The sequence below is a fragment of the Candidatus Binataceae bacterium genome (assembly GCA_036495685.1).
GTDB lineage: Bacteria > Desulfobacterota > Binatia > Binatales > Binataceae > JAFAHS01.
Genome location: DASXMJ010000186.1, coordinates 1 through 23,322 on the forward strand (window position 1 = coordinate 1; position 23,322 = coordinate 23,322).

Below are 23,322 nucleotides of genomic sequence, written 5' to 3' on the forward strand. Positions count from 1 at the left end.
CGATGTGCCGATGCCCGATGTTGCCTCGCAATTCGAAACGCCCAGCGCAAATTCCCTCGATGAGCCGACCCTGAGATCGCTGGAAGGCTTTGTCCGTTCGCCTAGCGGAATCGGAATCGGTCCCGGCTCCGGGCAGGGTCCAGGAATCGGTTCCGGTTTCTCTGGGTTCATCGGCAATCTGCGCCGCACAGGACTCGATGTCGTGCTCGTGATCGATGGAACCGACTCGATGCGGTTGGTCATGGAGGATGTCAAGGCCCGAATGACGGAGATGGTCCGCGCAATCCATCGGTTGGTACCCACTGCGCGGATGGGGATCGTCGTGTACGGCGGCGAGGGCGAGCCGATTGACGTGCAACCGTTGACCCTGTCGTCCGCGAAGCTCGAACGATTTCTGACTGGAATACAAACGAAGGGCGGCGGCGAATGGGAGGAGAACCTGGCAGGCGCGATTCAGACTGCGGTCGAACAAATGGATTGGAAACCATATGCCCACAAGATCGTTGTGGTCGTTGGCGATGCGCCTCCAAAAGCAGGCCGTTTCTCCTGGACCCTGGATCTCGTCAGGAAGCTTCACCGTGAAAACGGCGTGTTGAACACCATCGATGTGACAGCGCAGGAGCATGAACGCTTCGAGCGCGAGTTCGCCATTCGCGTCCATCGCACCGAACCGGGCAAGGTTTCGCCGTTACCGGCCTTCTATCAGCAGACGCGCGCTGCCTATTTCGAGCTAGCACACGCCGGCGGCGGCTCGATGAAGAGCCTCGAAGGCAACGACCAGATCAACCAGCAGGTCTTGATGCTCGCGTTCGGCAACAACTGGGCGGAACAGGTCGCGCAGTTAGCAACGGTAAGCGAAGCAGCCTCGCATTGAACGAAAACCCCTTCTACGATGTCAGAGTAGCGACCGAATCAGCTTTTCTTTCGCCGGGGAGGGACAATAATCTCTCAGCGCACGCACGATGATAGTGTGCGAATTCCTTTTTATCTTCCCTCCGTTCGCGAGAGGGTGGGCGAATCTGCCGCTACTCAGAAGAGTCTTCACGGGCGATGGCACCTAAGAGACATCGATCGGGTTAAAGACGCCCGTGTCACTGTCGTTTCAAGCCGGAAAGCGCGCCCGCGTCCATTCCACCAGCGTCTTCATGAGGCGCGGGCGAGGGTCTCCGAGATGGGCCTTTGTGCCGCCGGCGCGCATGAAGTGCTCGGCGCCCTCGATGAACGCCAGGGTCTTGTCGCTGGCCCCGGACACTTCGTATTCCGCGCGAACATCCGACAAGAAGATGTCCTGGTCTGCATTCGCGCCGACGACGAGTGTGGGCACCAGAACCTTCGGCAGGTTGGCGGCGGTCTTCGCGTAGGAAGAGAGTCCTGACCAGGTAGAGAGCCAGGCGTCGGGGGTGACGATTCGCCCCAGCCCGAACGCGGAGTAGTTCGCCAGGTCGGGGCGTGGCGAGATGATCGATCCGACCACGCGCTCCGACGGATCGGTTGAAAGATCGCAGTAGTTGGGGTTTGCCTGAGTCCGATAGACGATCATGTACCGCGGCGCCATCGCGCGGCGCGCCACGTAATTGCGGTGCTCCGCGGGCGTGTCGGCGAAACCGTCCGCGCGCATCGTGGCACGCGCCTCCCCCGCCTCCGCGATATGCCGCCGCGCGATCGCGTCAATTCGAGCGCATCGCGCGCGCTGTGCCGCGCGGTAGTGCTCAATGAATTCCTTTGAGTAGCCGCTGGTGGCGGGCGGCGTTTTGAAGCCGTTACGCTCGTCGTACATATCGAGGGTGGCATCAGACGCCAACGGATCGGACTCATCGACTACCGCTGCATCAAGACAGTTCATCAGCACCATGCCCTGCCCTGGATGTGCCGCAAGAATGACGAAGGCGTCGGCGGTGGGCAAATCGAATTGATTCAAATCCGGCGGACCACCTCCCGGCGGCGACGCAACCCGCTGGCCCTTGGGCGTGCGCGCCTGCGAGTCGTAGTAGGCAAAGAACGAGCCGCCGCCCGAGTTCCCCAGCATTACGATTCGCACGAACCCTTCTTCTTCGCGCAGAAATTTTATCGCCGCCGCTAGATCCAGCATCAGGTTTTCATGCAGCATCGTCGCGTCGTTGTTTAGGTAGCGGGTGTTGAAGCCGAACGCGGCGTAGCCGGCCTCGACCCAGAACGGAATCGAGTAATGATGCCCGAACTCGGCCCGCGGATGTGACATGAGCACACAAGTTTTGGGCTTGCCCGTGGAGGGAAGCCACAGAACCCCGCGCGACTTGCCGAAGTCGGCGGCGTAGAGCTGGACCACTTTGTGCGGGACGGTTGGATCGATATCCCCAAAGTCGATCGGGTAACGAAGCTGGTAGTCCGGCGGCGCCTTGGGCATGAAATACCTCCCGGAGAATCCGAGCCTACGGAGCTGCGCACCGATTCAGAAATCGAATCGGCACCAACTGTGGACTTCTGGAATTCCGGTTAACCGAGCTGCTTGGTATACATCGCCATGTCGAAGTAATCGCGCCACTTCGCGACCTTGCCGCCGCTCACTTCGAACACTCCCGTGACGGGCAGCTCGATCTTCTTGCCGCCGCCGAGATCAAAGATGTCGATGCGTTCGTTGAAAACCACGTTGCCGTTGGTCGCGGTGTTGAGGACCTTGAATTCAAGCCCCTTGGCCATGGGCAAAAAGCTGTTGATGACCTTCTTGATTGCTTCTTTACCCTTCGCCGCAGGACCCATTGGAATGTTCTGGTATTCGGCGTCGTCGGTGAAGTATCCCATCAACTCATCGAGGTTTCGGCGCGACCACGCCACGCAGAATTTGGCGACTACGTCCTGGCTTCCTTCCGCCATGATTCGATCCTCCCTGGGGAACCTTATTCCTGATCGAGGTAAAAGCGATCCTCGTCTTTGTTATAGCCGAAGAGTTCCGCAAAACGACCCCAATTTACAATCACCCAGAACAGCCGATCGGGCTTTTCGCTGGGGAGCAGCATCGCAAGATGTTCGAGCACCACCTCCTTACTGAGCGAGCGATCCTCCTGCGCCCGGAGCAGACGGACAAAGTAACCGAACAGCCCAAGCTCCTTCAGCTGCTCGCGCAGCAGCAGCTTGCGCTGGTTGACGTCGCTTTCGAGGACCTGCTTACCGAATGGCTCCAGCACGACATCGCCCGCGGGGGTCGAAACGAACCCGAGAATCTCGGCCGCCTTCATTACCTTGAGCAAGTCGCTGAACTTGAATTGCAGGTCACGCGCGATCTTGTAGCCGTCCTCGCGTCCGCCCTGATCCTCCAGATATTCGAGCAGGCCGAAAATCCAGGTCAGCTGGCAGTCCGGAACGGGAGTGATATTCCCCGGAGCCATCAGGCGCGCTCCTCGATCAGCGAGAAGATCTTGTCGGTCAGCGCGTTGAACGGCTCGGAGCGCCGATCTCGCGGGCGCGGCAGATCCACTTTAAGGTCGGCGACCACGCTCCCGGGATTGGCGGCAAGCACGATGACCCGGTCTGCCAATTCCACCGCTTCCTCGATGATGTGGGTCACGATAACGATCGTGTCCACCGACATGTCCGGGGCCTGCCAGATGTCGAGCAGTTCTTCGCGCAGGGTGATCGCGGTCAGAGCGTCAAGCGCCGAGAACGGCTCGTCCATGAGCAGCACCCGCGGTTCGACCGCTAGCGCACGGGCAAAGCCGACCCTTTGCTTCATCCCGCCCGAAAGCTCGCGCGGATAAGCCTCTTCGAAACCATCGAGTCCAACCTTGTCGATGTAGACGCTGGCGCGTTTTTCGCGTTCCTCGAGGGGGATTCCACGCGGCTCCAGTCCCATCTCGACATTAGCTTTCACCGTGAGCCAGGGCAGAAGCGCGAAGGATTGAAACACCAACGCGCACTCCAGGTTGATGCCGTCGACTTGTTTGCCACGATACAGCACCTGTCCCGAAGTTAGCGGAATGATTCCGTTGATCACTCTTAGCAGCGTCGACTTACCGCATCCCGAGGGCCCGATCAGGGCGATGAACTCCCCGTCTTCAACGTTGAAGGAAACCTCCTTGAGGACATTGAGCGACCCCTTGGGAAGCGTGAAGGTCTTGGAGACGTTATGCAGCTCGAGGAGGGCCATGGATCGGCAGGTTCCGGCTCGCGGGTCAGCTTCCTAGTAGTCAAGTCGATAGCGTTCGGTGGCATTGTCGTACAACCTTCGCCACACGACCCGATTTAAGAGTACCACCACCAGCACCATCGAGAGCAGGCTCAGGAGGATCATGGTTCCGTTTCCAGCCCAAGTCGCCACCTGGAGTAAAGCGCCCAACCCGTTGACCGTATACGTGTGTCCCCGAAAAGGGACGTACTCCGAAACAATAAGTGCGTTCCATCCGCCCCCCCACGCAGTCAAGCTGCCAGTGATTAAAGACGGCATAACTGCAGGAAGGATCAGTTTGCGCCAAGTGGCAAAGCGCGACAGTCCAAACGCGCGAGCGGCCTCTCTCAGGTCCTCGGGCACCGAGTTCACTCCGGCGAGCAGATTGAACAGGACGTACCATTGCATTCCGGTGAGGATAAGCAGGATCGACGCCAAGTTCATCCCGCCGGTCAGGCGCACGACGAACAACACTATGAGGGGGAAGAACGCGGTGGCAGGGACGGCACCGGCGATTTCCGCGAGAGGGGTGAGGATGCGCTTGAATTTGGCGCTCTCGCTGGCAGCCAGCGCGCACGGCACAGTCCAGGCGAGCGAGATTGCATACGCGATCACCAGTCGCCCGAACGACATTAGCATCGCGCTCGGAATCTGTTTTGCTTCCGGCGGCCACGGCCGAATCAGCGCGTGCGCCAGGGCTACCAATCCAGCGCCTACGGCCCACGCCGAAAAAATCACCAGCGATCCAATCAGGAACAGCCGCAGGAATCGGGAAGTTCCCTTGGCCACAGGACTGGAAAGTGCCCGGGTGCGCGCCATTTTATCCAGCGCGTGTGCCGCCGCCCGCCACGGCGGCAACAGGATGGTACGCAGCATCCTTAAAACCGCGGGGCCGATTCCACCGAACACGTCCAGCATTCCCAGCGAATGCGCCGGCCCTGAGGATGCGGCAAACTCGAAGCGGAACTTTTCCGACCATTCGGTAAGCGGCTGCCACACGATGAGGTCCATCAGCACGATTACCGCAAGCAGCACCAGAAGGCCTGCCAGAATCTCAAGAATCTGCCCGTCGTTGGCCGCCTGCATCAAAAAGCTGCCAATTCCGGGAAGACGATAGTTGGCGGGTCCCACGGTGATAATTTCGCAAGCGGTCAGGTAGTACCAACCTGCGACCCACGACAGGATCGAGTTGTAGACCAGCTTGGGCACAGACGCCGGCATCAGGAGTCGTTGAAAGCGGAGCCATCCGGTCACGCCGAATGCCTGTAGCGATTCGTTGGAATCTCCCGGGATGGTCTTTACCGACTCGTAGATGCCGAGCGTCATGTTCCACGCCTGGCTGGTGAAGATCAGGAACACTACCGCCATCTCGACGCCGAGCCGGCCACGCGCGAGCGCGACGAAAAAGTAGATCGCGGCAGGAAAAAAGCCGACCACCGGCACCGATTGTGCGATATCAACCACCGGAATGAGGATTCGTTCCCACAGTCCGCCGCGCGCCGCCGACATTCCATATATGATCGAGAAGACCAGCGCCACGATGTACGCGGCGAGCATGCGGTAGAATGAGCAAAAGACGTAATACGGTAGATGGCTGAGCGAGATCGCGATGCTGGGCGGATGATGGACCAGGGTCATCGCCCGTTTCTGGTAGGCGAAGAACAGCGCGATTATCGCCGCCACAAGAATGAAGGAGATCGTTCCGCCCATCAGTCGGCGCGCGGAGATGGTGGAGGGTGTTGCATCCATGAGCCGGACTCGAATTTTTCAGCATAGTCAGGTCCGGGTAAGCCTCAAAGTGTGTAACGCTCTGTTCATGAATTTGCCGAAGCTTCGCCCGCCCGATCCAGACCGTCGATAGGGACAGCGAATTGATTGAACACCCTCGCTCTGCGATAACAGGCGGGACACGTTTCTCGGACGGCCCTCTTCTACGGCCGACAAAAGCGGAGCATCGATGGACGCCGTAGTGCATTTCCTGCAACCCTTGGATCTCCATCCCGTCGCCGACCACTTCACGGTTGCGCTCTTGATGGTCGGCGTGCTGATCGACCTGATCGCGAGCCTGTTTCCCTTGCGCGCGTGGTTGCGATACACCGCGCTCACCCTGATGGTCCTAGGTGCGCTCTCCGCGGGCTCTTCCTATGCCACCGGGGACATGGAAGCCGGCAGAATCTGGAATGCGCTCAGTGACCCGGCCAAGGCGGTCCTACATCGCCACGCATTCCTCGCCGAAATTGCGGCGATCGTATTCGGCGTCCTGGCTGTTTGGCGAATCCTGATTGAAGGCCTCAGCGTCTTCGCGGGCACCCGGCCCGTCTATCTCCTCGTCGCTTTTGTTGCGGTCTGCGGCCTCGGCTACGTTGGACATCTGGGCGGGGTGCTGGTCTATACGTACGGTGCGGGTACTCAATTGATGGCCGCAGAACAGAGCGCGACACCGGCCGGGACCCCATCCGCCTCGCCCGCGATGCCGCTGCCCACGGTTTCCGTCCCCACCCCAGAGCCTTCTGCAGGGCCGCCGCCAGCCTCAGCGCCTTCGATGGCCGGCTCGCCCACCACCGCTCCGTCGCAGAGTTCGTCACCGGCCGCGTCGCCGACCCCGGACGGAGTATGATCTAAAGGAGTATGATCTAAAGAAGAGTACTGCAGAAGCGCGACTAAGAAGAGTTAGCGATGGAACCAAGCGCAATGGCAAAGGAATCACTCGAAGTCGCGGATCGCCTATTCAAGGCGATCGAACGCAGCGACGTGAACGCAATCAAAGATATCTACGCGCCCCATGCTAAGATCTGGCACAACTTCGACAACTTGGCGCAGAGCGTCGATGAGAATCTGGCGGTGCTCAAGTGGGTGGTCGCGAACATTGCTGAAATCTCCTACACCGAGATCCACCGCCAGCCGACGCCCAGTGGCTTCATTCAGCAGCACGTGCTGCGTGGCAAGGTGAAAGCGTCGGGGAAGGAGATCGCAATACCCGCATGCATCGTGTGCAAGGTCGAAAATGGCCGCATAACCGGGCTCGATGAATACCTGGACTCGGCGCAAACCGCAGCGCTCAGAGGCTGAGCGCCTGGAACGATCGTTTTAAGTCGCCTGCCCCAGAGGCGAGACCTAAGAGGAGTTTCTGCAATGGACAAACGTCTTGGGTTCGGCGTGTTTCTCGCACCGCACCATCCAATCGGCGAGCACCCTACCCTCCAGTTTCAGCGCGATCTGGAATTGGCGGCATGGCTCGACCAGTTGCACTTCGACGAATTCTGGGTCGGAGAACATCATTCCGGAGGTTGGGAAACCATCGGATCCCCCGAGATGTTCCTGGTCGCGGCCGCAGAGCGGACCAAGCGAATCCGCCTCGGCACCGGTGTGGTCTCGATTCCGTATCATCACCCCTTCAACGTGGCCCAGCGTATCGTGCATCTCGATCATCTGAGCAACGGGCGCGCGATGCTGGGGGTTGGTCCGGGAGCCCTGCCGTCCGATGCGGTGATGCTCGGCATCGATCCCATGACCCAGCGCGAACGGATGGATGAAGGCCTAGGCGTGGTACTCCGCCTGCTAAATTCCGAGGAGCCTTTCAGCCACAAGGGCGCGTGGTTCGAATTGCACGATGGGGCGCTTCAGCTCCGTCCATTGCAGGCCAGAATTCCGGTCGCGGTCGCATCGACCGTTTCTCCGTCGGGAATGAAATGCGCCGGCAAGTATGGGGTGGGTGTGCTCTCGGTCGCGTCGTACTCGGAAGAAGGTCTGCAGGCTCTGCCAACGCAATGGAATTTTGGCGAGACCTCGGCCAAGGAATTCGGCCAGAAGATCGATCGAGGGGAGTGGCGTATCGTGGTGCCATTTCATCTTGGCGAATCAAAAGAACAGGCGCTCCGCGAAGTCGCCGAAGGGCTCAAGCGCTGGCAAAACGAGTACATCGTGGGAATTCTCGGCAGTCCGCAGCGTTCGCCGTTCGCCGATGGTTATGAAGCAGCCCGGCGGATGAGCGAATACGGCGGCGCGATAATCGGCACGCCGGATGATGCGCTCGAGAAGATTGAACACTATCAAAAGCTGTCCGGGGGCTTTGGAACGATCCTGGCCTTTGCACACGATTGGACCACGCGCGAACAGATGTTGCGCAGCTACGAAATGATCGCGCGCTACGTAATGCCGCGCTGCCAGGGACTCATCCGCCCCATCCAGAATTCGGCAGATCGAGTCTCGGCCAGGAAGAAGGAACTCATGGACAAGGCAAGCGGCGCTGTCTTGAAAGCGATCCGCGACTACAACGCGACTCATCCGAGGCAGAAATAAGGACCGCGCGGGCACCGTTCCCCGTTGGCCGCGGGAAGGGGCAGGGAGAGTTTGGCGCGGGGCGCTTCACCTGCGGCGATATGCGAGCGCGCGCTCGATGATCGCTGCGATGTAGAAAAGCTCGATGATCGGAACACCTTCGAGGATGTAGGAGCGCGCAATAGATTCGGGTTTCGTCACTGCCATCGCCAGCACCAGGGTGTAGTTGATGATTCCGCCCCAATGGCCCAGCCGGCTTCGCACCGGTGCGTCGGCCCGATGAAGCCAGAGCGAATCGAAGGTGTATTGCCCAAACGACAGCGCGATCAACCAGGGAATCGACCACGGAAGCTCGCGCGCTGATGCATAGCAGCCGAGTGCGACAAGTATAAAGGTCACGTCCGCGATCGAATCGAGCCATCCACCCGCATCGTGCGCGACGCCAAGGCGGCGCGCGACTCGGCCGTCGATGAAATCGGTCAGCGCCGCGACGACAGCGAGTGTGGCGAACGCGGGGAATGCCTCAGGCGCGACCCTCGCCAGTACAATCCATGCAGCTGCCAATACGAAGCGTGAAACGGTGAGTGCGTTCGGCGTTCGCGCGATCAGCCCGCGGTGTCGTTCGCGCGGTTTGGTCGAATGCTCTAAGATCGGAGACGTATGTCGCCGCGACGAACTGTCCAGATCGTCAGCCACGGCCCCTCATGCCTCGACGGCGTGATGGCTGCCGCCACCGTGGCACGCTTCTATGCGGGCGAACGCATCATTCCAACCCTGTCCGGCAACAGCGACAGCGACCGGGTTATCCAGAGCCTCACGCTGAAGGCTCGCGAGGGCATCGACGAGATTTGGATCACGGACCTCTCGTGGACCGCGGTCGAGACCGGCGCGCATTTGAAGTCGTTGCTCGATCGCGGGGCCCACGTCTACTGGATCGACCACCATCGTACTGCAGTCTCCCGCGCCGATGCGCCGGAGTTCAAGGTGCCGTTTACGGGCAAGGTGCTTTCCGAGCAGTATTGCGCCGCACGCCTGACCTTCAACTATCTCAAGCGGAGTGCGCCGCGGACGTTATCGGCGGGCCAGCGTCAGGCTTTCGATTCATTCTTTGCCTTCGTCGAGATTGCCGACGATCACGATCGCTGGGTACACAAAATCCCGGAATCTTCCGAATGGGCTTTGGCGGTGCAGACCTTGGGCGGGATGGCGTCATATCGCGAAATCATGAAACTGGAACGACCGGTGATGACGCGCAGGCTGGGGTTGGCGCTAGCCCAGGGCCAGGAAGCGATGCGCAAAAGTGTCGAACTGGCGCGCGCCACCATGGTCGATCGCGAGCTGCCCAACGGGATCAAGGTACGCACGGCGTGCTGTTTCGGCTACAGCAGCGAGGTCGCCTCTCATCTATATGAGGGACAGCATCGAACCGTCGTGGCGCTTTTCGACCTGCGAAGCCAGGGTATCAGTCTGCGCCGCAGCGTCGACTCCGACGTGAACCTGGCAGCCCTTGCCGAGAGCTTCGGCGGTGGAGGACATGCCGCCGCGTCGGGCTTTGCGCTGGCTGAACTCCGCCGACTGCCTGCGGAGCGGCTGGCCGAATTGTTAGGCGCCAAACTCGAGTCCTTGCCCGGCTCTTCCTTCTCTTAAAAGGCTGCGTTCTTCGTAAATTATCGAGTGAGCACAAACGTTTTCTGTGCCTTCTGAAGAGCGGTCGGCACCGAAATCGTCTCTTGCCTCATTTCTCGCCGCATGGCTAGACTGAACATACGTTCATATGACTGAACGACCAGTTATGGCAGTAATGACAAAGGAAGCTGTTCTCAAGGAATACCGGATCAGGGAACTCATGGAGGCCGCGCGCAGGGTTATCGGGCGTCACGGGTTTGAGGGCACGACCATCGATCGGGTCGCCGAAGAAGCACACGTCGCGAAGGGCACTATCTATCTTTACTTCTCGAACAAAGAGGATTTGCTCCACGCGGCCGTGTTCGAAGGCCTGCGCTCGATGATCGATGAGACCCGGCGTTCGGACCGCACCGACCTTCCGCCGCTGGAGCGCCTGCGCGCCTTCGTAAAGGGTCAATTCGAGATCCAGAGTTCCAACCAGGACTTCCTCAAAGCATTTTTTCTCGAGAGCAAATTCGTCACCTTCGAGCCCGGCGATGAACGCGGCGAAGCTCTGCGCAGCCTCTACACCGAGCATCTCGACTTCGTCGCGACAATTCTCGAGTCGGCAGTCAAAGTGCATCTTTTCCGCACCATCGACCCTCAATTTTGCGCCTACATGCTCACCGAAATGATGACCGGATGCTTGCGGCGCCGCCTGCTCGGGTTGGTCGAAACTCCGATCGGAGAAGACGCGGACCTGGTTCTGGACTTGTTTCTCAAGGGAACCGTCGCAACGCCCAACGCGTGAGCTGATGAACACCACCCGCCTCGCGACCGTGCTGTGCGCGGCCGGCCTTGCCCTCTCGGCAATGACCGGTTGCCGCGCGACTGCCGTCGCCAAGGCCGCCAGCAACTCCCCCGATCTGCGAATGACTGTCCTCGTCGCCACCACCCAAATGCGCCCGATGGAACGCACCGCGCAGGTGCAAGGGGCCCTCTACCCGCGCGAGCGCACGACGCTTGCCGCCAATGTGGACGGCGCAGTCGTTCAGATCGCTGCCGATTTCGGGGATCGCGCGAAGGAAGGTCAGGTCTTGATGCGCATCGACCCGCGTGAGTATCAGCTCCGCCTCGACTCGGCCGCGGCCGCCGTCGACCAGGCGCGTGCCCGTCTTGAGAATTCGCGTGCCCGCTTTGACCGCGCCCAGGAGCTGCGCAAGCAGGAACTGATCTCCCAGCAGGAGTTCGATCAGTCCGCCGCAACGCTGCGGGTTGATGAGGCCGACGTCGACTCCGCAGTCAAGGCCGCGGGTCTGGCGCACAAGAAACTCGACGACACCATCGTCCGCGCGCCGTTTTCCGGGTCCGTGCAGAAGCGGATGGCGTCACTGGGCCAGTACGTGACCGTCGGCACGCAACTTTATGAGTTGATCGCGACCGATCCAATCAAGCTCCGCTGCCCGATGCCAGAACGATTTGTTCCGCTCGCACGCCCGGGTATGCCGGTCCGGCTGACGATCGACGCGCAGCCGGGCGTCAGCTATACCGGCGCCATCACCCGAATCGCACCGGCCCTCGATGATCAAAGCCGCACACTGCTGGTCGAGGCCGAGGTCCCGAACCCGCAGGGCACGCTTAAGCCGGGTTACTTTGCCCACGTAGCGATGGACCTTGGGCAGGACCAGGCCGTGTTTGTGCCCGAGACTGCGGTGCTGCGCTACGCGGGAGTAGCACGGGTTTTCGTGGTCGAGAACGGAATTGCACGTGCCCGGGAGGTGAAGACCGGCACGCTGATGGGTAACCAGATCGAAATCACCGAAGGACTCAGGTCCGGCGAGCGAATAATCGTCAGCGAAGTCGATCGTCTCGCTGACGGCACCCCGGTCGCGGCGAGAGAAGCATCGTGATTATCGCCGATCTCTGCGTGCGCCGCCCGATCTTCGCCACGATGTTTGTGGGCGTGCTGGTAGTGCTCGGTTGGTTCTCCTACGAACGTCTCGGCGTCGATTTGTTTCCCAAGGTTGACGTGCCCTCCGTGGTGGTCACCACAACTCTTCCGGGCGCAGCACCAGAGGAAACCGAGGCTCGTGTCACCAAGCCGCTCGAGGAAGCAATCAACACGGTCAGCGGAATCGACGAGTTGCGCTCGAACACGATGGAGGGCATCTCGCAGATCATGGTCCAGTTCAAGCTGGAGCGTGATCTGGATGCAGCCGTGCAGGACGTGCGCGACAAGATTTCGAGCGCTTTGAATCAGCTGCCCGACGGCACCAAGCCTCCGCTCGTCCAGAAATTCGAGCTGGACGCGGTCCCGATCCTGACCATGACCGTGGTCGGCTACCAGAGTATCAAGGAACTAACCGAAATCGCGCGACGCAAACTGAAGGAGCCATTGGAATCCGTCGATGGCGTCGGGGATATCGTCATTGTCGGTGGGCGCGAGCGCGAGATTCACGTCGCCGTCGACGCAAACAAACTCAACGCGACCGGCATCTCGATGCAGCAGGTCGCGGCAGCGCTGGAACGGCAAAACGTCGAATACCCGGGCGGGCGACTCAAACAGGGTCTTTCCGAGGAGATGCTCCGCACGCTCGGGCGGATTACCGAGGTGCCGGACTTTGCCCGCATTATCGTGAGCGAGCAGGATGGGCGCCCAGTCACGGTCGGCGACATCGCGACCGTGGAAGACAGCGTGAAAGAACCGCGCTCGCTGTCGCGCTGGGACAATAGCAACGCGGTCTCGCTGATGGTGCGCAAGCAATCCGGCGAGAATACCATCGCGGTCGTCGATCGCGTGCGGGCGCGCTTCGAGGAACTGAAAGGTACCCTGCCGCCTGGCGTCGAAGTCGTTTTCACGCGCGATCATTCTGCCTTTATCAAGGAAGCCGTCCACACCGTGCAGGAGCACCTGGTGCTCGGCGGAATCTGCGCCGCGATCGTGGTGTTCTTCTTCCTGGGCTCTATCCGCTCCACGCTCATCGCGGCGGTGGCGATTCCGGTTTCGATTATTTCGACCTACTCGCTGATCCTGTGGATGGGCTTCACGCTCAACCGCATGACCCTGCTCGCACTCACGCTCGCGGTCGGAATCGTGATCGATGACGCGATCGTGGTGTTGGAGAACATCTACCGGTTCATCGAGGAAAAAGGCATGGAACCGATGGCGGCGGCAAAGGCGGCCACCGCCGAGGTCGGTCTGGCGGTTAGCGCGACTACGCTCTCGCTGGTCGTCATCTTCGTGCCGGTCGCGTTCATCAAGGGGGTGATGGGTCGGTTCCTGAACTCGTTCGGGCTGACGATGGCGTTTGCGATCATGGTGTCGCTACTGGTCGCGTTTACGCTGACCCCGATGCTGTGTTCGCGCTTTCTGCCGCGCGCGGGCGCGATCAAGCGCAAGTCGCATGACTGGCGCATCTTCAAGTGGATGGAAGAATGGTATGACGTTGCGCTGCGCTGGGCGCTCGGTAATCGATGGATCATAATTGCGACCTCGGTCGCGCTGGTCCTGTCGATTCCCACGCTGGGCAGAATGGTAGGCGCGTCGTTCATGCCCGATGACGACACCAGCGAGTTTGCGGTCAATATCAAGACCCCGCCCGGGTACTCGCTTCTGCATACCGATTCGGTGGTACGGCAAATCGAAGCGCGTCTGCGCACGATTCCGGAGGTGCGCCACCTGTTCACCACCGTCGGCGACACCAACGGTTCCGACAGCGTCACCAAGGCGCAGGTCGTCGCGAAACTTGCGCCGATCAATGAGCGTTGGCGCAGTCAGGAAGCAGTCATGGGGCAAGCGCGCGGCCTGCTGCGCGAGTTCCCCGCTCTTCGGCTCAGCATCGATGCGGTCAAGCCCTGGGAGCAGAACGGCTATCGCGAGGCGGATGTCGAATATGACCTGCGGGGATCGGATCTCGAGGTGATCAAGACTTATTCGGACCGCCTGAGCGCCGAGTTGAAGAACATGGCCGGCGTGGTCGATCTCGATTCGAGCTACGAGGGCGGCCTGCCCGAGTTGCAGGTGCACATCGACCGGCAGAAGGCCGCAGACCTCGGCGTTTCCGTCGATGACGTCGCCTCCACCATGCGGACCATGCTGCAAGGCGACGTCGTCACCCGCTTTCGCGAAGGCCAGGACACCTACGATGTCCGGCTCCAGCTCCAAGACCAGGATCGCAATGATCCGGCGGTTGTCGCCGGGCTCACGGTGCCATCGTCAAAGGTCGAGCAAGTGCGGCTGGACAATGTCGCTTCGCTGACCCATGGGACCGGCCCGGTCGAGATCGATCGCCAGGATCGGCAGCGGCAAATCGCGCTCGTATTCAATCTCGGCGCCGGGGCTGCGATGAACAAGATGATCGAAACGGTGCGCAAGAAGGGCGCGGCGCTCGACATGCCGATCGGTTATACGACCGCGTTCGGCGGCCAGAGCAAGATGTACGGAGAGATGGTCGGCGGGTTCGCGGTGGCCTTCCTGCTTTCAATCATTTTCATGTACATGGTGCTGGCCGCGCAGTTCGAAAGCTTCATACATCCGATAACGATTATGCTGTCGTTGCCGCTGGCGGTTCCCTTCGCACTGATCTCATTACTGGTTTTCCGCGACCATCTGACGCTGTTTTCGACGCTGGGAATCCTGCTGTTGTTCGGAATCGTCAAGAAAAATTCGATTCTGCAAATCGATCAGACCCTGAACTTGGTGCGCCAGGGTTTGCCCCGCACTCAGGCCATTCTCACAGCCAACCGCCAACGTCTGCGACCGATCCTGATGACGACCGCGGCGCTGGTCGCCGGGATGATCCCGGTCGCGCTTGGCCGGGGTGCTGGCGACAGCTCGGTCCGCGCGATCGCGCTGGTGGTAATTGGCGGCCAGACGTTGTGCCTGCTGATCACGCTTCTCATCACGCCGGTGGCGTACTCGATGTTCGACGACTTGGAAACCTGGTGGCATGGGTTGCGCGCGCAGAAATCCGCCCTCAGGTTGGTCGAGCCCGAGATAGAGGCTTCCCGTCAGGCGGTCGACTAGGCCATTTCGCAACAAGGCGGTGGAAGAGCCTCGAGTCGGAAATCTTTGATGTGGCTTGACAGAGCCGTCCGACACGCTCGTGAGCATCGTTAACCGATGACCACCCAGACTGGATGCAACTCTGCGGGGGATCTGACTGCTATCGGGACTGTCGACCTACCGAGGTCAGGAAGTCCGCGGATTTTGATCTCTCATTTGCGAATCGGCTCGTCGCGCGCGACTATGGAGAATGCCCAAGCTTTCGCAAATTGAAATCGACAAGTTTCTCGCCGAAAGAAATCACCTCGCGCGCATCGCCACGGTACGCGCCGACGGCACTCCCACGGTAGTCCCGGTCTGGTTCATCTACGAGCACGGTCACGTGCTCATCACGCCGCGCAAGCATTCGGCGTTTCTTGCAAATATCCGCCGCCAGCCGCGCGTCGCGGTCACTATCGACGAGGACACCGGTCTCTATCGCAAGGTCCTGGTGGAAGGGATCGCCAAAATCCTCCACGAAGTTGGCGAGGATCGGAAATGGGACGATGTCTACCGGCGTATCGCCTGCCGTTATATCGACGAAGACGCCGCAGACTTCTACTTGAGCGAGACGCGCGACCAGCCGCGTGCGTTGATCGGCGTCGACTGGGCCGGCGCGAGCATCACCACCTGGCGCATGCCCAACGCCGACGAGCCGTACACCGGCATCTGGGCCAAACGCTATTACGACTCAGGTACCAAGATGGCGTCACCAGACTATGCGGCCGCCACCGGGGCGCGACTCCGGAGATAGCGGAGCCACGCGGGTCGCGCTTGGGCAGGCGGCGGTCATTTTGGGGGACCTGGTCGGTTTAGGTCTTCTCCATCAGAGCGCGTCGCGCGCGCTCGCGGGTCAGCGCCAGAATTGCCCGGCACATGGGCATTTGCTGAGCGGTCAGATTGCCGAGTTCCACTACCGCGCCCAGCAGCGCTTCGATCTCCATCGGGCGGCCGCGCTCGAGATCCTGCAACATCGAGGTCTTGTGCGCGCCGACTTCAAGGGCACCGTCGATGCGTCTTTCGAGGTCGACGCCGAATTTCACGCCCAGCGCCTCCGCGACCCGCTGCGCCTCCTGCATCATGGTACGACTCACCTCGCGCAAGTCCGGCTCACCGGCGAGACGGTCGAGCGTCGAGATCGTCAGCACTGAGAGCGGATTGAGACAGAGGTTGCCCCACAGCTTCAGCCACAGTTCGTCGCGAAGTTGCTGGCGGATCGGAGCTTTCAGACCGCCGGCGATAAGCTGTCTCGACAGCGACTGGAGGCGTTCACTCTTCGATCCGTCTGGCTCACCCAGCGAGAAACGATTGCCGTAGGTATGCTCGATTACGCCGGGTGCGATAACTTCAGCCGCGGGATAGATCACACAGCCGACTACTCGCGATGGGGGCAGGGTTAGCCACACGGTGCCGCCGGGATCCACGCTCTCGATGGTGCGGTCGCGCCACTTGCAGTCGAGACCATAGAAATACCAGTAGGGGATCCCGTTCACGCCCATCATCAGCGTGGTCCCGGGACCGAGAAGTCTGGCAATTTGCGGCGCCGCCGTGGGCAGCGAATGCGCCTTGAGCGTCACCAGCACGTAGTCTTGCGGATCGATTTGGTCGGTCTCGGAGGAGCAGCGCGCCCTCACGATCGTCCGCTTGCCTTCGCTGATCAATGTGATGCCGTTCTCGCGGATCGCGTCCAGATGCGGTCCGCGAGCGATGAAAGTCACGTCGGCGCCGGCTTGCACCAGCTTGACGCCCAGCAATCCGCCGATTGCTCCTGCGCCGAAAATCGCGACCTTCACGGGTCCAGACCGAGAACCTTCGCCAATCCGATGCGTTGCAGCTTGCCGGTGGGCCCCTTGGGAATGGTCTCGAGAAACACGATCTTGCGCGGTACCTTGAACTGCGCGAGACGAGCCGACACGAATTCGCGTAGCTCCGGTTCGTCCGCGGAAAGCTCCTCGTGCAACACGATGGCCGCCGCGACTTCTTCACCCAGTAGCGGATGGGGCATCGCGAATACTACCGCCTGCGCGACGGCGGGATGGTCCAGCAAGGCGACCTCGATCTCAAGTGGAGTAATCTTCTCGCCGCCGCGGTTGATCATTTCTTTGAGGCGTCCGGTCAGCCTCAGGTATCCTGCTTCGTCGATATAGCCCTGATCCCCAGTCCGGAACCATCCGTCAGTCCAGGCTTGGGTATTCGCGTCAGGATTGTTTGCGTAGCCCGCGGTGACGTTGCGGCCGCGTATCACCACTTCACCGATTTCGTTCGCCTTTAGGACGTTGCCTGCATCACTCATGATCGCTATTTCCGGACCTGCCGCAATTCCAACGCTGCCCGCAAACCGTTCGCCGGGGGGCAGGGGGTTGGAGGCCATCTGATGCGCGGCTTCGGTCATCCCGTACGCTTCGATGACCGGGGCGCCAAAAACTTTCTCCAACTCGTGCATTACCTGCGGTGGCAGCGAAGAAGACGATGAACGAATCAGGCGCAGGCAGCCTGCTGCGATGACCTCCGAGTTGCGCGCGGCGCGCTTGAGGATCGCCTGGTGCATGGTGGGAACGGCCGAGTACCAGGTCGGGTTGGTTTCCGCAAACCATCGAAAAAACTTTAGCGCGTCGAAACTCGGTGCACACGCGATCGAGGCTCCCGCCGCAATGCTGGACAAGACCGCTCCGATCAAGCCGTGGATATGAAACAGCGGCATGATGTTCAGGCAAACATCGTCACGCGTCAGACGCAGCGTCCGGCTCACATTGATCGCGGAGGCTGTCACATTGCGATGACTGAGTGGGACCATCTTGGGTCGCGAGGTGGTTCCTGAGGTATGAAGGACCAGCGCAATATCATCCGGACCGCCGGGTCCGCCGTCACTCGCGCGGGTTGGCGCGGGGCCCACGGGGTGTAACGAAAACTCGCCGGCCGGTTTCGCCGGATCAACTTCGAGCTCGACAATCGGAATCCCTCGCGTGTCGGCAACCTCGCGTGCAGGGCTATCCATGCCCGCGAGAATCAGTAGAGCCTTGGCATTGAGATCGGAGAGATAGAAATCAAATTCTCCGAGTCGGTATCCGGGATTTAGGGGAGCGGCGGTCGCGATGCTTCCGACTGCCAGGAACGCGCTCGCCATTTCCGGACCATTAGGCAAAACGATAGCAACTCGATCGCCCAGCCCGATGCCCAGCGCACGGATTGAGCGAGTGGTCCGCTCGATGAGCGCGCGCAAGACTGGGTAGCTGAGAGCGCTACGGCCGGGAGCAGCCAGTGCAGGACTATCGGGATCGCCGCGCTCGACTAACTTGGCGATCGTATCGGCTTCGTACATGAGTGAATCGTCGCGGCGTGGCGCATGGCATATTCAATGGTCCGCCTGAAAGCAGCTTCGGGGCAATGGCTAAGCACGACTCGAAGTGTATCACACATAAGTTTGCTGGTTCGCGGTCAGAAGCGACTACTCGGCCGGGTGCTTTTGCAGGGAGGGCGACTTGCGCTTGTGGTTACGGGCGGCCTAGATTCGCGCATGGACTCGCGCCTCGAGCAGAAGCTCAACCTGCTGCTGGAATCGGAGCGCGCCGGGGTGCTGGCACTCGATGAACTCGGGCGCGAGGTCGAGCATGAAGAGCTGCGGCGTTTTCTGGCCGGGTCGCGGACGCACGAAGCGGCCAACGTACGCGACTTAGAAAAGCTCATCCGCGACAACGGTGGAACCCCATCCGAAAAGACGGGCCCATTCGCCGCCAAGGTCGCCGCTCTCTCGACGGTGCGCGAGCGGCTGAGCATGCTGTCACGCGGTCAGGAGTGGGCGGCACGTAAGACCGAGGAAGCCCTGGCAGTGGCGCCCGCCAATGGGCTGATTCACGACTACCTGTCGGCGATGGCGAATCGGCACCGCGCAGAAGTTGAATGGGGCCGCGCGGAAGTAATCCGCCTGCTCCCGCCGGAAGCCTGACCGAGCCGTCCTGAATCCGCAGGTTTTCTTTCCCAAGTTCTGGTGGTTTGAGTAAAAGGACTTCCAGCTTGAGCCTTTTTCAATGTGCGTACCCTGAATCTCGGGTTCCGGTTTCCGGTGTGATCTTCGTCCCTTCCGAGTGGCGGCTGGCGGTTGTTCCGGCACACGATCGTACCGTCAGACCCTCTCAGCTCGAGGGGGTGCGCGCGTCCTCTGTCGGGGTATAAGGTCGGCGTGTTCGCGGTTAAATACGCATATTCCTAACCGCGAGTACTTCATCTGCGGGAGTCCGATCCCCAGTGCAGCTGATACGCCGCGGCGCTTTAAGAATCCGGGTTTGGAACCCCAGCGCCTCGTACAGCTCTACCACCCGTTCGGTCGCCTGATTCGAAATCACCACGGGCCCACGATGCTTCATCAGCCAGCGCGCGAGCCGCACCTGCTCGTCCCAACGAAAGTCCTGTTGGGAGTACCGCGTGAATTGGACATCGTAGGGAGGATCGGCGTAGACGAAATCACCATCGAGGAGCTCGATCGCTTCAAAATCGCGACAGCAGAAAGTCCACCTGGCAAATGCGCGTCGATAGGCGGAAAAATCTTCTCGATATAAGATGCGCCGATATTTTCCGAAGGGCACGTTGAAGCGTCCAGTCGAGTTGAAGCGGCACAGCCCATTGTAGCCGGTTCGATTCAGATAATAGAAAAGTGCTGCCGCTTCGGCGGACTCCGCCTGCTTCGATTCGATCAAGTGGTTGAATCGCTCGCGATGCGCGTAATAGCGCTCGGCGCGGTTCTCCATGGGGAGTGAGATTCTCAGCCCCCGTTTGAGCCACTTGTAAAAATTGATGTTGTGCGGATTGATGTCGCTGAGGATGGCTCGCGAAGGCCTCAGGCCCAGTACGATAGCCAGGCCGCCGCAGAGCGGCTCTACCAGACGCGGCCGGCCGCATTTATCCCAGAGCTCAAAAATTGTCGGGACCAGCCATCGCTTGCCACCCGCCCATTTGAGCGGTGGACACAACGACTTGGGCGTGGCTTCCGCGATGGACAGGTTCACTTCGTGGGCGGCGGCGCGGGAATCTCCTTCATTCGCGCCGTCGTAGCGTTATCGTACTCGAGATGAAGGGCGCGCACGATCATCCCGTGCATCCGCCACAGGCCAATCACATAGAACAGCTCCAGGATCTGCTCATCCGAAAGATGTTGCTTCAACTCCGCGAAGGTCTCATCTTCAACCAGATTGCGACCGACGAGCTCGTCGGTTGCCTGCATAACGGCGCGCTCGACTAAGGTGAACTTGTCGCTCACAACCCAGCCTTTGATTGCCTGCAACTTTTCTTCAGCAACTCCGACCATCCGAGCCACCTTGAGATGCTGCGAGTACTCGAACCGCGAGTCACCGACGATTCCGGTGCGCAGAATCGCGAGCTCCCGCAGCGGCGCGGGCAGCTTGCGCCCCGGCGCCATCATAGAGCCAAGGGTAGTGCGTGCCTGGAACAAGATATCCGGCACCAGCGCAAAGGTGGTCCAATAATCGCCCGGAGTACCAGTGGCGGTACCAGGTTCCTTGACCGGATCGCGATCGCCGAAGAACTGTTTGTAAAGCTCTTTGATCTCCGGAGATGCCTCCACCAGATTGACTTGCCGCAAGCGTCCCATCGCCGTTCTCCCATCCAATTTTCGCCACCTTGTCTCAAGCACGGCCCAGCCGTCAATGGCGTCCAGGGACGGAAATGCGTAAGGCCGAGGTGTGCCTTAGCGGTCCTTCGGCCGTAGGGGTCGGACGTCTTAAAGGTTCATGCCCCGGACATTCCCAATGTCTATGACAAGTAGGCGGCGCATCTTGTCACGAGCGCCAGCCGGCGAGATAATCGCGACTCGCGGTGGACGCATAGCTCAGCCCGGTTAGAGCACTTGCCTCACATGCCTTTCCGGACCGCCAGCCACACCAATCCGTCACGAAACATTTCAAGAAACCAAAGGTTTTCTAGTCGAGCCCCTGATGGTACGCCAACTCTCCCCAAACGAGCCCACGGCACAGAACCGAAACAGTTGGCGGCATCACAAGCGACCCGTGATCCATCAGGGAGTCAGCGTTCAAGAGGGTGTCAACGCCGGTTAAATGCTGACCCAATGTTGCGGGAGGTCTGGAGTGAAGTGACCCACCTGCGCGCTGCCTGATTAGGGGGGTCTGCCCTGGTAGTCTCCTCGTCAGGTTTCACCCGACACCGGCTTGGCCGTCGTATGCCCGATTACCTCGCGGGTCCGGCCGTTTCCCACCAGCGTGGTTTTGCCGTCCGGGCTGCCGATTGGGGGCGAGATCCTGACCAGCGGCCGTCCCTCCTTAAGCATGGGCATGATGATGGAGTACCAAGCGCGGTTCATCGTGACTTCGCTACACATGCTCGCTCAATGGAGCCAGCAGAAGAGTCCGATTACCGGGATTCAAGTTCCCGGTGGCCCTGCCTAGCGGCAATCGGAATTTACTTGGATTTCTGGTGACTCCGATTCCAGCGACGGTATGGATAGAAAGCGCCCCGCTGGTGGGGGCGCATTGGTCGCGAATCCTCGAAGGAGGTGATTACCAAAGCCGCTGGAAGTTACCAAAGACGTTCTGCGCATACGGGTAGCCACCTACACCGCAGCTGCGCATCTGGCGAACCACGTCATTAGCGGCGGCAGGATGGCCGGTGGCAAGGTCCTGGCGATACACATTCTGCATTCGCGTCGTGTTAGCGCACCCTCCATAACCGTATCCCCCGGCATACGGAGTCCCGTAAGCGGGCGCTACGGGGGCATAGGCGGGCGGGTTAAATCCCGGACGCGGACCGTACGCGTAGTTGGGAGCATAAGCTCGCCGCGCCGCACGGTAATCGTCATAGCGATGGACCGCTGCATCATGGCGCAGAGCGAAATTGTGAACCGCAATGTCGTGACGGACCGCAGCCTGATGATGGGTCCACTCGTTGGCCATCGCCGTCATAGGCATCGCGAGCACCAGCATCGCGGCGCTCGCCAGCGCTATCGGAATCAAGCGCTTAAACATCATTCTTGGAGATGTCATCTTCGTTACCTCCGAACCTTCTGTCGATCTACACAGCATAGAGAGTGCCAACCGCCGGGAGCGCGGAATCGCACGGAATCGCCGTATAAGCCAGTTCTCCAGATCGGCAATTCGCCGTATTGCGATAGACGCAAAGGGGCAGAAAACCTGATTGTCTCGAATCCTAAACGAACCTTAAGGTTCGCGCGCTTATGCCTAAAGGCGTGACCCCCGAGAATCCTTTTGGTCTGCCCAATCGAACTGCCAGTTCTGAACAACTATGCCTTCATGTTGGACAGGAGGAACCAGCAATAAGGAGCGACCGATCCTTGGCCGGACCACACCGGGATTGCCATCCCAGCGTTTATGAACTCGCAGGCTGAAGGCAGGGGATCGTTATCGGGCTCAGGGACGATAAAGAAGTCTTGGGATTGGAGCCCGACTATTCGACACTACGGGGACATGGAAATCGAGACAGCTTCGAGCAGGCTCTCCAGCGCCCGCTCTGATCGACACGATAGGCCAGCACCAGTACGCGAGCTTGTTGGGGTTCATTTCTGCTCAGTTGGCGGCATTGAAAGCTACCTGGGGCATCAGGGTAGTCGGCATTCAAGAGCGCTCGAACCGTGTCCCTCCTAACTAAGAATTAGGGTTCAGGACGAGTTCGCTCCTGGACGTGAGCTCGAACGTGATATCAAGCCGAAGCTCGATAGTCACGAGCTCGGGAAGCTACTCACAAGTGGCATCGGTGCTCAGACAGCAGGGTCTATCTCGTTGCCGAACTGGACGACCCTGCCCGCTTCCGTGGTGCCGGGCTACGGCGATCGATGTGGAGCGCCGCCGCCGGCAAGGACCTTGCCGCCGCAGACCTGGTGCGGGTGACCGTCACGGAGATCTTCGCTGCACGGTTCGTGACCCCGGCCCTGCAGCACCTGCGGGTGCACCATCCCGAGATCGACGTCGAAGTCCTGCCCGACCATCGCAAACTGGACATCGGACGGAGGCAGGCGGATATCGCCTTGCGCGATAGACGGCCCGAAGAGCCCGGCTTGATATGCCTGCGCATCGCGAGATTCAGCTTCATGCTCTATGCGTCGACCGAGTACCTGAAGAGCCATCCGAGTCCGGAGCGCGGCAAGGGACTCGCACACCAGGACCTGGTTGCGTGGATGTACATCCTTCCCGCGCCTACCTTGCAGTTCATGAACGAATCGACCGACGGCGCGCGCATCGCGTTTCGAGCGAAAATCTCGTAAGGCTGAAACCCATAC

23 protein-coding genes are annotated in these 23,322 nt (G+C 60.3%); 11 read left to right on the plus strand and 12 right to left on the minus strand.

The annotated features are described in order from the left end of the window. The coding region (locus tag VGI36_16925; protein ID HEY2486829.1) for a vWA domain-containing protein at positions 1–874 on the plus strand (874 nt) is incomplete at its 5' end. Between the two features lie 228 nt (positions 875–1,102). Here VGI36_16925 and VGI36_16930 read toward each other — a convergent pair. The 5 genes from VGI36_16930 to VGI36_16950 all read right to left on the minus strand — a co-directional run bounded on the left by VGI36_16930 (position 1,103) and on the right by VGI36_16950 (position 5,887). After that, on the minus strand, positions 1,103–2,383 hold the full coding sequence (locus VGI36_16930) for a hypothetical protein (protein HEY2486830.1): 1,281 nt from the start codon (positions 2,381–2,383) through the stop codon (positions 1,103–1,105). A gap of 89 nt (positions 2,384–2,472) precedes the next feature. Then, complete coding sequence (locus tag VGI36_16935) at positions 2,473–2,850, minus strand: limonene-1,2-epoxide hydrolase family protein (protein ID HEY2486831.1); 378 nt, start codon at positions 2,848–2,850, stop codon at positions 2,473–2,475. A gap of 23 nt (positions 2,851–2,873) precedes the next feature. Continuing rightward, positions 2,874–3,362, minus strand: a complete 489-nt coding sequence (locus VGI36_16940; protein HEY2486832.1) for an AAA-associated domain-containing protein — start codon at positions 3,360–3,362, stop codon at positions 2,874–2,876. Next, on the minus strand, positions 3,362–4,120 hold the full coding sequence (locus VGI36_16945) for an ABC transporter ATP-binding protein (GenBank protein ID HEY2486833.1): 759 nt from the start codon (positions 4,118–4,120) through the stop codon (positions 3,362–3,364). Before VGI36_16945 ends, VGI36_16940 begins: the two co-directional genes overlap by 1 nt. 33 nt (positions 4,121–4,153) lie before the next feature. Then, positions 4,154–5,887, minus strand: a complete 1,734-nt coding sequence (locus VGI36_16950) for an ABC transporter permease subunit (GenBank protein ID HEY2486834.1) — start codon at positions 5,885–5,887, stop codon at positions 4,154–4,156. Positions 5,888–6,095: 208 nt separating this feature from the next. On the opposite strand from VGI36_16950, the gene VGI36_16955 reads away from it, so the two are divergent. From VGI36_16955 to VGI36_16965, 3 genes are all read left to right on the plus strand, one after another. Continuing rightward, positions 6,096–6,755: a DUF2231 domain-containing protein gene (locus VGI36_16955; protein HEY2486835.1), complete on the plus strand. Its 660-nt coding sequence runs from the start codon at positions 6,096–6,098 to the stop codon at positions 6,753–6,755. A gap of 59 nt (positions 6,756–6,814) precedes the next feature. Continuing rightward, entirely contained in the window at positions 6,815–7,207 is a 393-nt protein-coding gene (locus VGI36_16960) for a nuclear transport factor 2 family protein (GenBank protein HEY2486836.1), read from the plus strand. A 63-nt stretch (positions 7,208–7,270) separates the two neighbouring features. Next, on the plus strand, positions 7,271–8,437 hold the full coding sequence (locus VGI36_16965; protein HEY2486837.1) for an LLM class flavin-dependent oxidoreductase: 1,167 nt from the start codon (positions 7,271–7,273) through the stop codon (positions 8,435–8,437). Between the two features lie 66 nt (positions 8,438–8,503). Here the strand turns inward: VGI36_16965 and VGI36_16970 are convergent, their stop codons facing one another. Beyond that, positions 8,504–9,112, minus strand: a complete 609-nt coding sequence (locus VGI36_16970; protein ID HEY2486838.1) for a CDP-alcohol phosphatidyltransferase family protein — start codon at positions 9,110–9,112, stop codon at positions 8,504–8,506. On the opposite strand from VGI36_16970, the gene VGI36_16975 reads away from it, so the two are divergent. The 5 genes from VGI36_16975 to VGI36_16995 all read left to right on the plus strand — a co-directional run bounded on the left by VGI36_16975 (position 9,077) and on the right by VGI36_16995 (position 15,819). Then, positions 9,077–10,063, plus strand: a complete 987-nt coding sequence (locus tag VGI36_16975; protein ID HEY2486839.1) for a hypothetical protein — start codon at positions 9,077–9,079, stop codon at positions 10,061–10,063. The genes VGI36_16970 and VGI36_16975 overlap by 36 nt on opposite strands. 145 nt (positions 10,064–10,208) lie before the next feature. After that, positions 10,209–10,832: a TetR family transcriptional regulator gene (locus VGI36_16980; protein HEY2486840.1), complete on the plus strand. Its 624-nt coding sequence runs from the start codon at positions 10,209–10,211 to the stop codon at positions 10,830–10,832. 4 nt (positions 10,833–10,836) lie between these two features. Beyond that, entirely contained in the window at positions 10,837–11,931 is a 1,095-nt protein-coding gene (locus VGI36_16985) for an efflux RND transporter periplasmic adaptor subunit (protein HEY2486841.1), read from the plus strand. Then, positions 11,928–15,047, plus strand: a complete 3,120-nt coding sequence (locus VGI36_16990; GenBank protein ID HEY2486842.1) for an efflux RND transporter permease subunit — start codon at positions 11,928–11,930, stop codon at positions 15,045–15,047. The genes VGI36_16985 and VGI36_16990 overlap by 4 nt, the downstream gene beginning before the upstream one ends. Positions 15,048–15,276: 229 nt before the next feature. Then, positions 15,277–15,819, plus strand: a complete 543-nt coding sequence (locus VGI36_16995) for a pyridoxamine 5'-phosphate oxidase family protein (GenBank protein HEY2486843.1) — start codon at positions 15,277–15,279, stop codon at positions 15,817–15,819. A 58-nt stretch (positions 15,820–15,877) separates the two neighbouring features. On the opposite strand, the gene VGI36_17000 is transcribed toward VGI36_16995, so the two are convergent. Together VGI36_17000 and VGI36_17005 are read right to left on the minus strand one after the other, a co-directional pair. After that, a complete protein-coding gene (locus tag VGI36_17000) occupies positions 15,878–16,858 on the minus strand; it encodes a 2-dehydropantoate 2-reductase (protein HEY2486844.1) in 981 nt (326 codons plus the stop codon). Next, the gene (locus tag VGI36_17005) at positions 16,855–18,384 is read right to left on the minus strand and encodes an acyl--CoA ligase (protein ID HEY2486845.1); all 1,530 of its coding nucleotides are present in this window, start codon (positions 18,382–18,384) and stop codon (positions 16,855–16,857) included. The genes VGI36_17000 and VGI36_17005 overlap by 4 nt, the downstream gene beginning before the upstream one ends. Positions 18,385–18,579: 195 nt before the next feature. Here VGI36_17005 and VGI36_17010 point away from each other — a divergent pair, with 195 nt between their 5' ends. Continuing rightward, on the plus strand, positions 18,580–19,008 hold the full coding sequence (locus VGI36_17010; protein HEY2486846.1) for a DUF6306 domain-containing protein: 429 nt from the start codon (positions 18,580–18,582) through the stop codon (positions 19,006–19,008). 244 nt (positions 19,009–19,252) lie between these two features. On the opposite strand, the gene VGI36_17015 is transcribed toward VGI36_17010, so the two are convergent. The 4 genes from VGI36_17015 to VGI36_17030 all read right to left on the minus strand — a co-directional run bounded on the left by VGI36_17015 (position 19,253) and on the right by VGI36_17030 (position 22,072). After that, positions 19,253–20,065, minus strand: a complete 813-nt coding sequence (locus VGI36_17015; GenBank protein HEY2486847.1) for a Dam family site-specific DNA-(adenine-N6)-methyltransferase — start codon at positions 20,063–20,065, stop codon at positions 19,253–19,255. Next, entirely contained in the window at positions 20,062–20,667 is a 606-nt protein-coding gene (locus VGI36_17020) for a carboxymuconolactone decarboxylase family protein (protein ID HEY2486848.1), read from the minus strand. The genes VGI36_17015 and VGI36_17020 overlap by 4 nt, the downstream gene beginning before the upstream one ends. Before the next feature lie 552 nt (positions 20,668–21,219). After that, positions 21,220–21,393 (minus strand): hypothetical protein, encoded by a 174-nt coding sequence (locus VGI36_17025; protein ID HEY2486849.1) that lies wholly within the window; start codon positions 21,391–21,393, stop codon positions 21,220–21,222. A 196-nt stretch (positions 21,394–21,589) separates the two neighbouring features. Next, positions 21,590–22,072: a hypothetical protein gene (locus VGI36_17030; GenBank protein HEY2486850.1), complete on the minus strand. Its 483-nt coding sequence runs from the start codon at positions 22,070–22,072 to the stop codon at positions 21,590–21,592. An 806-nt stretch (positions 22,073–22,878) separates the two neighbouring features. Between VGI36_17030 and VGI36_17035 the strand changes: the two genes are divergently transcribed. Continuing rightward, a complete protein-coding gene (locus tag VGI36_17035; GenBank protein HEY2486851.1) occupies positions 22,879–23,307 on the plus strand; it encodes a LysR substrate-binding domain-containing protein in 429 nt (142 codons plus the stop codon). Positions 23,308–23,322 lie beyond the last annotated feature (15 nt).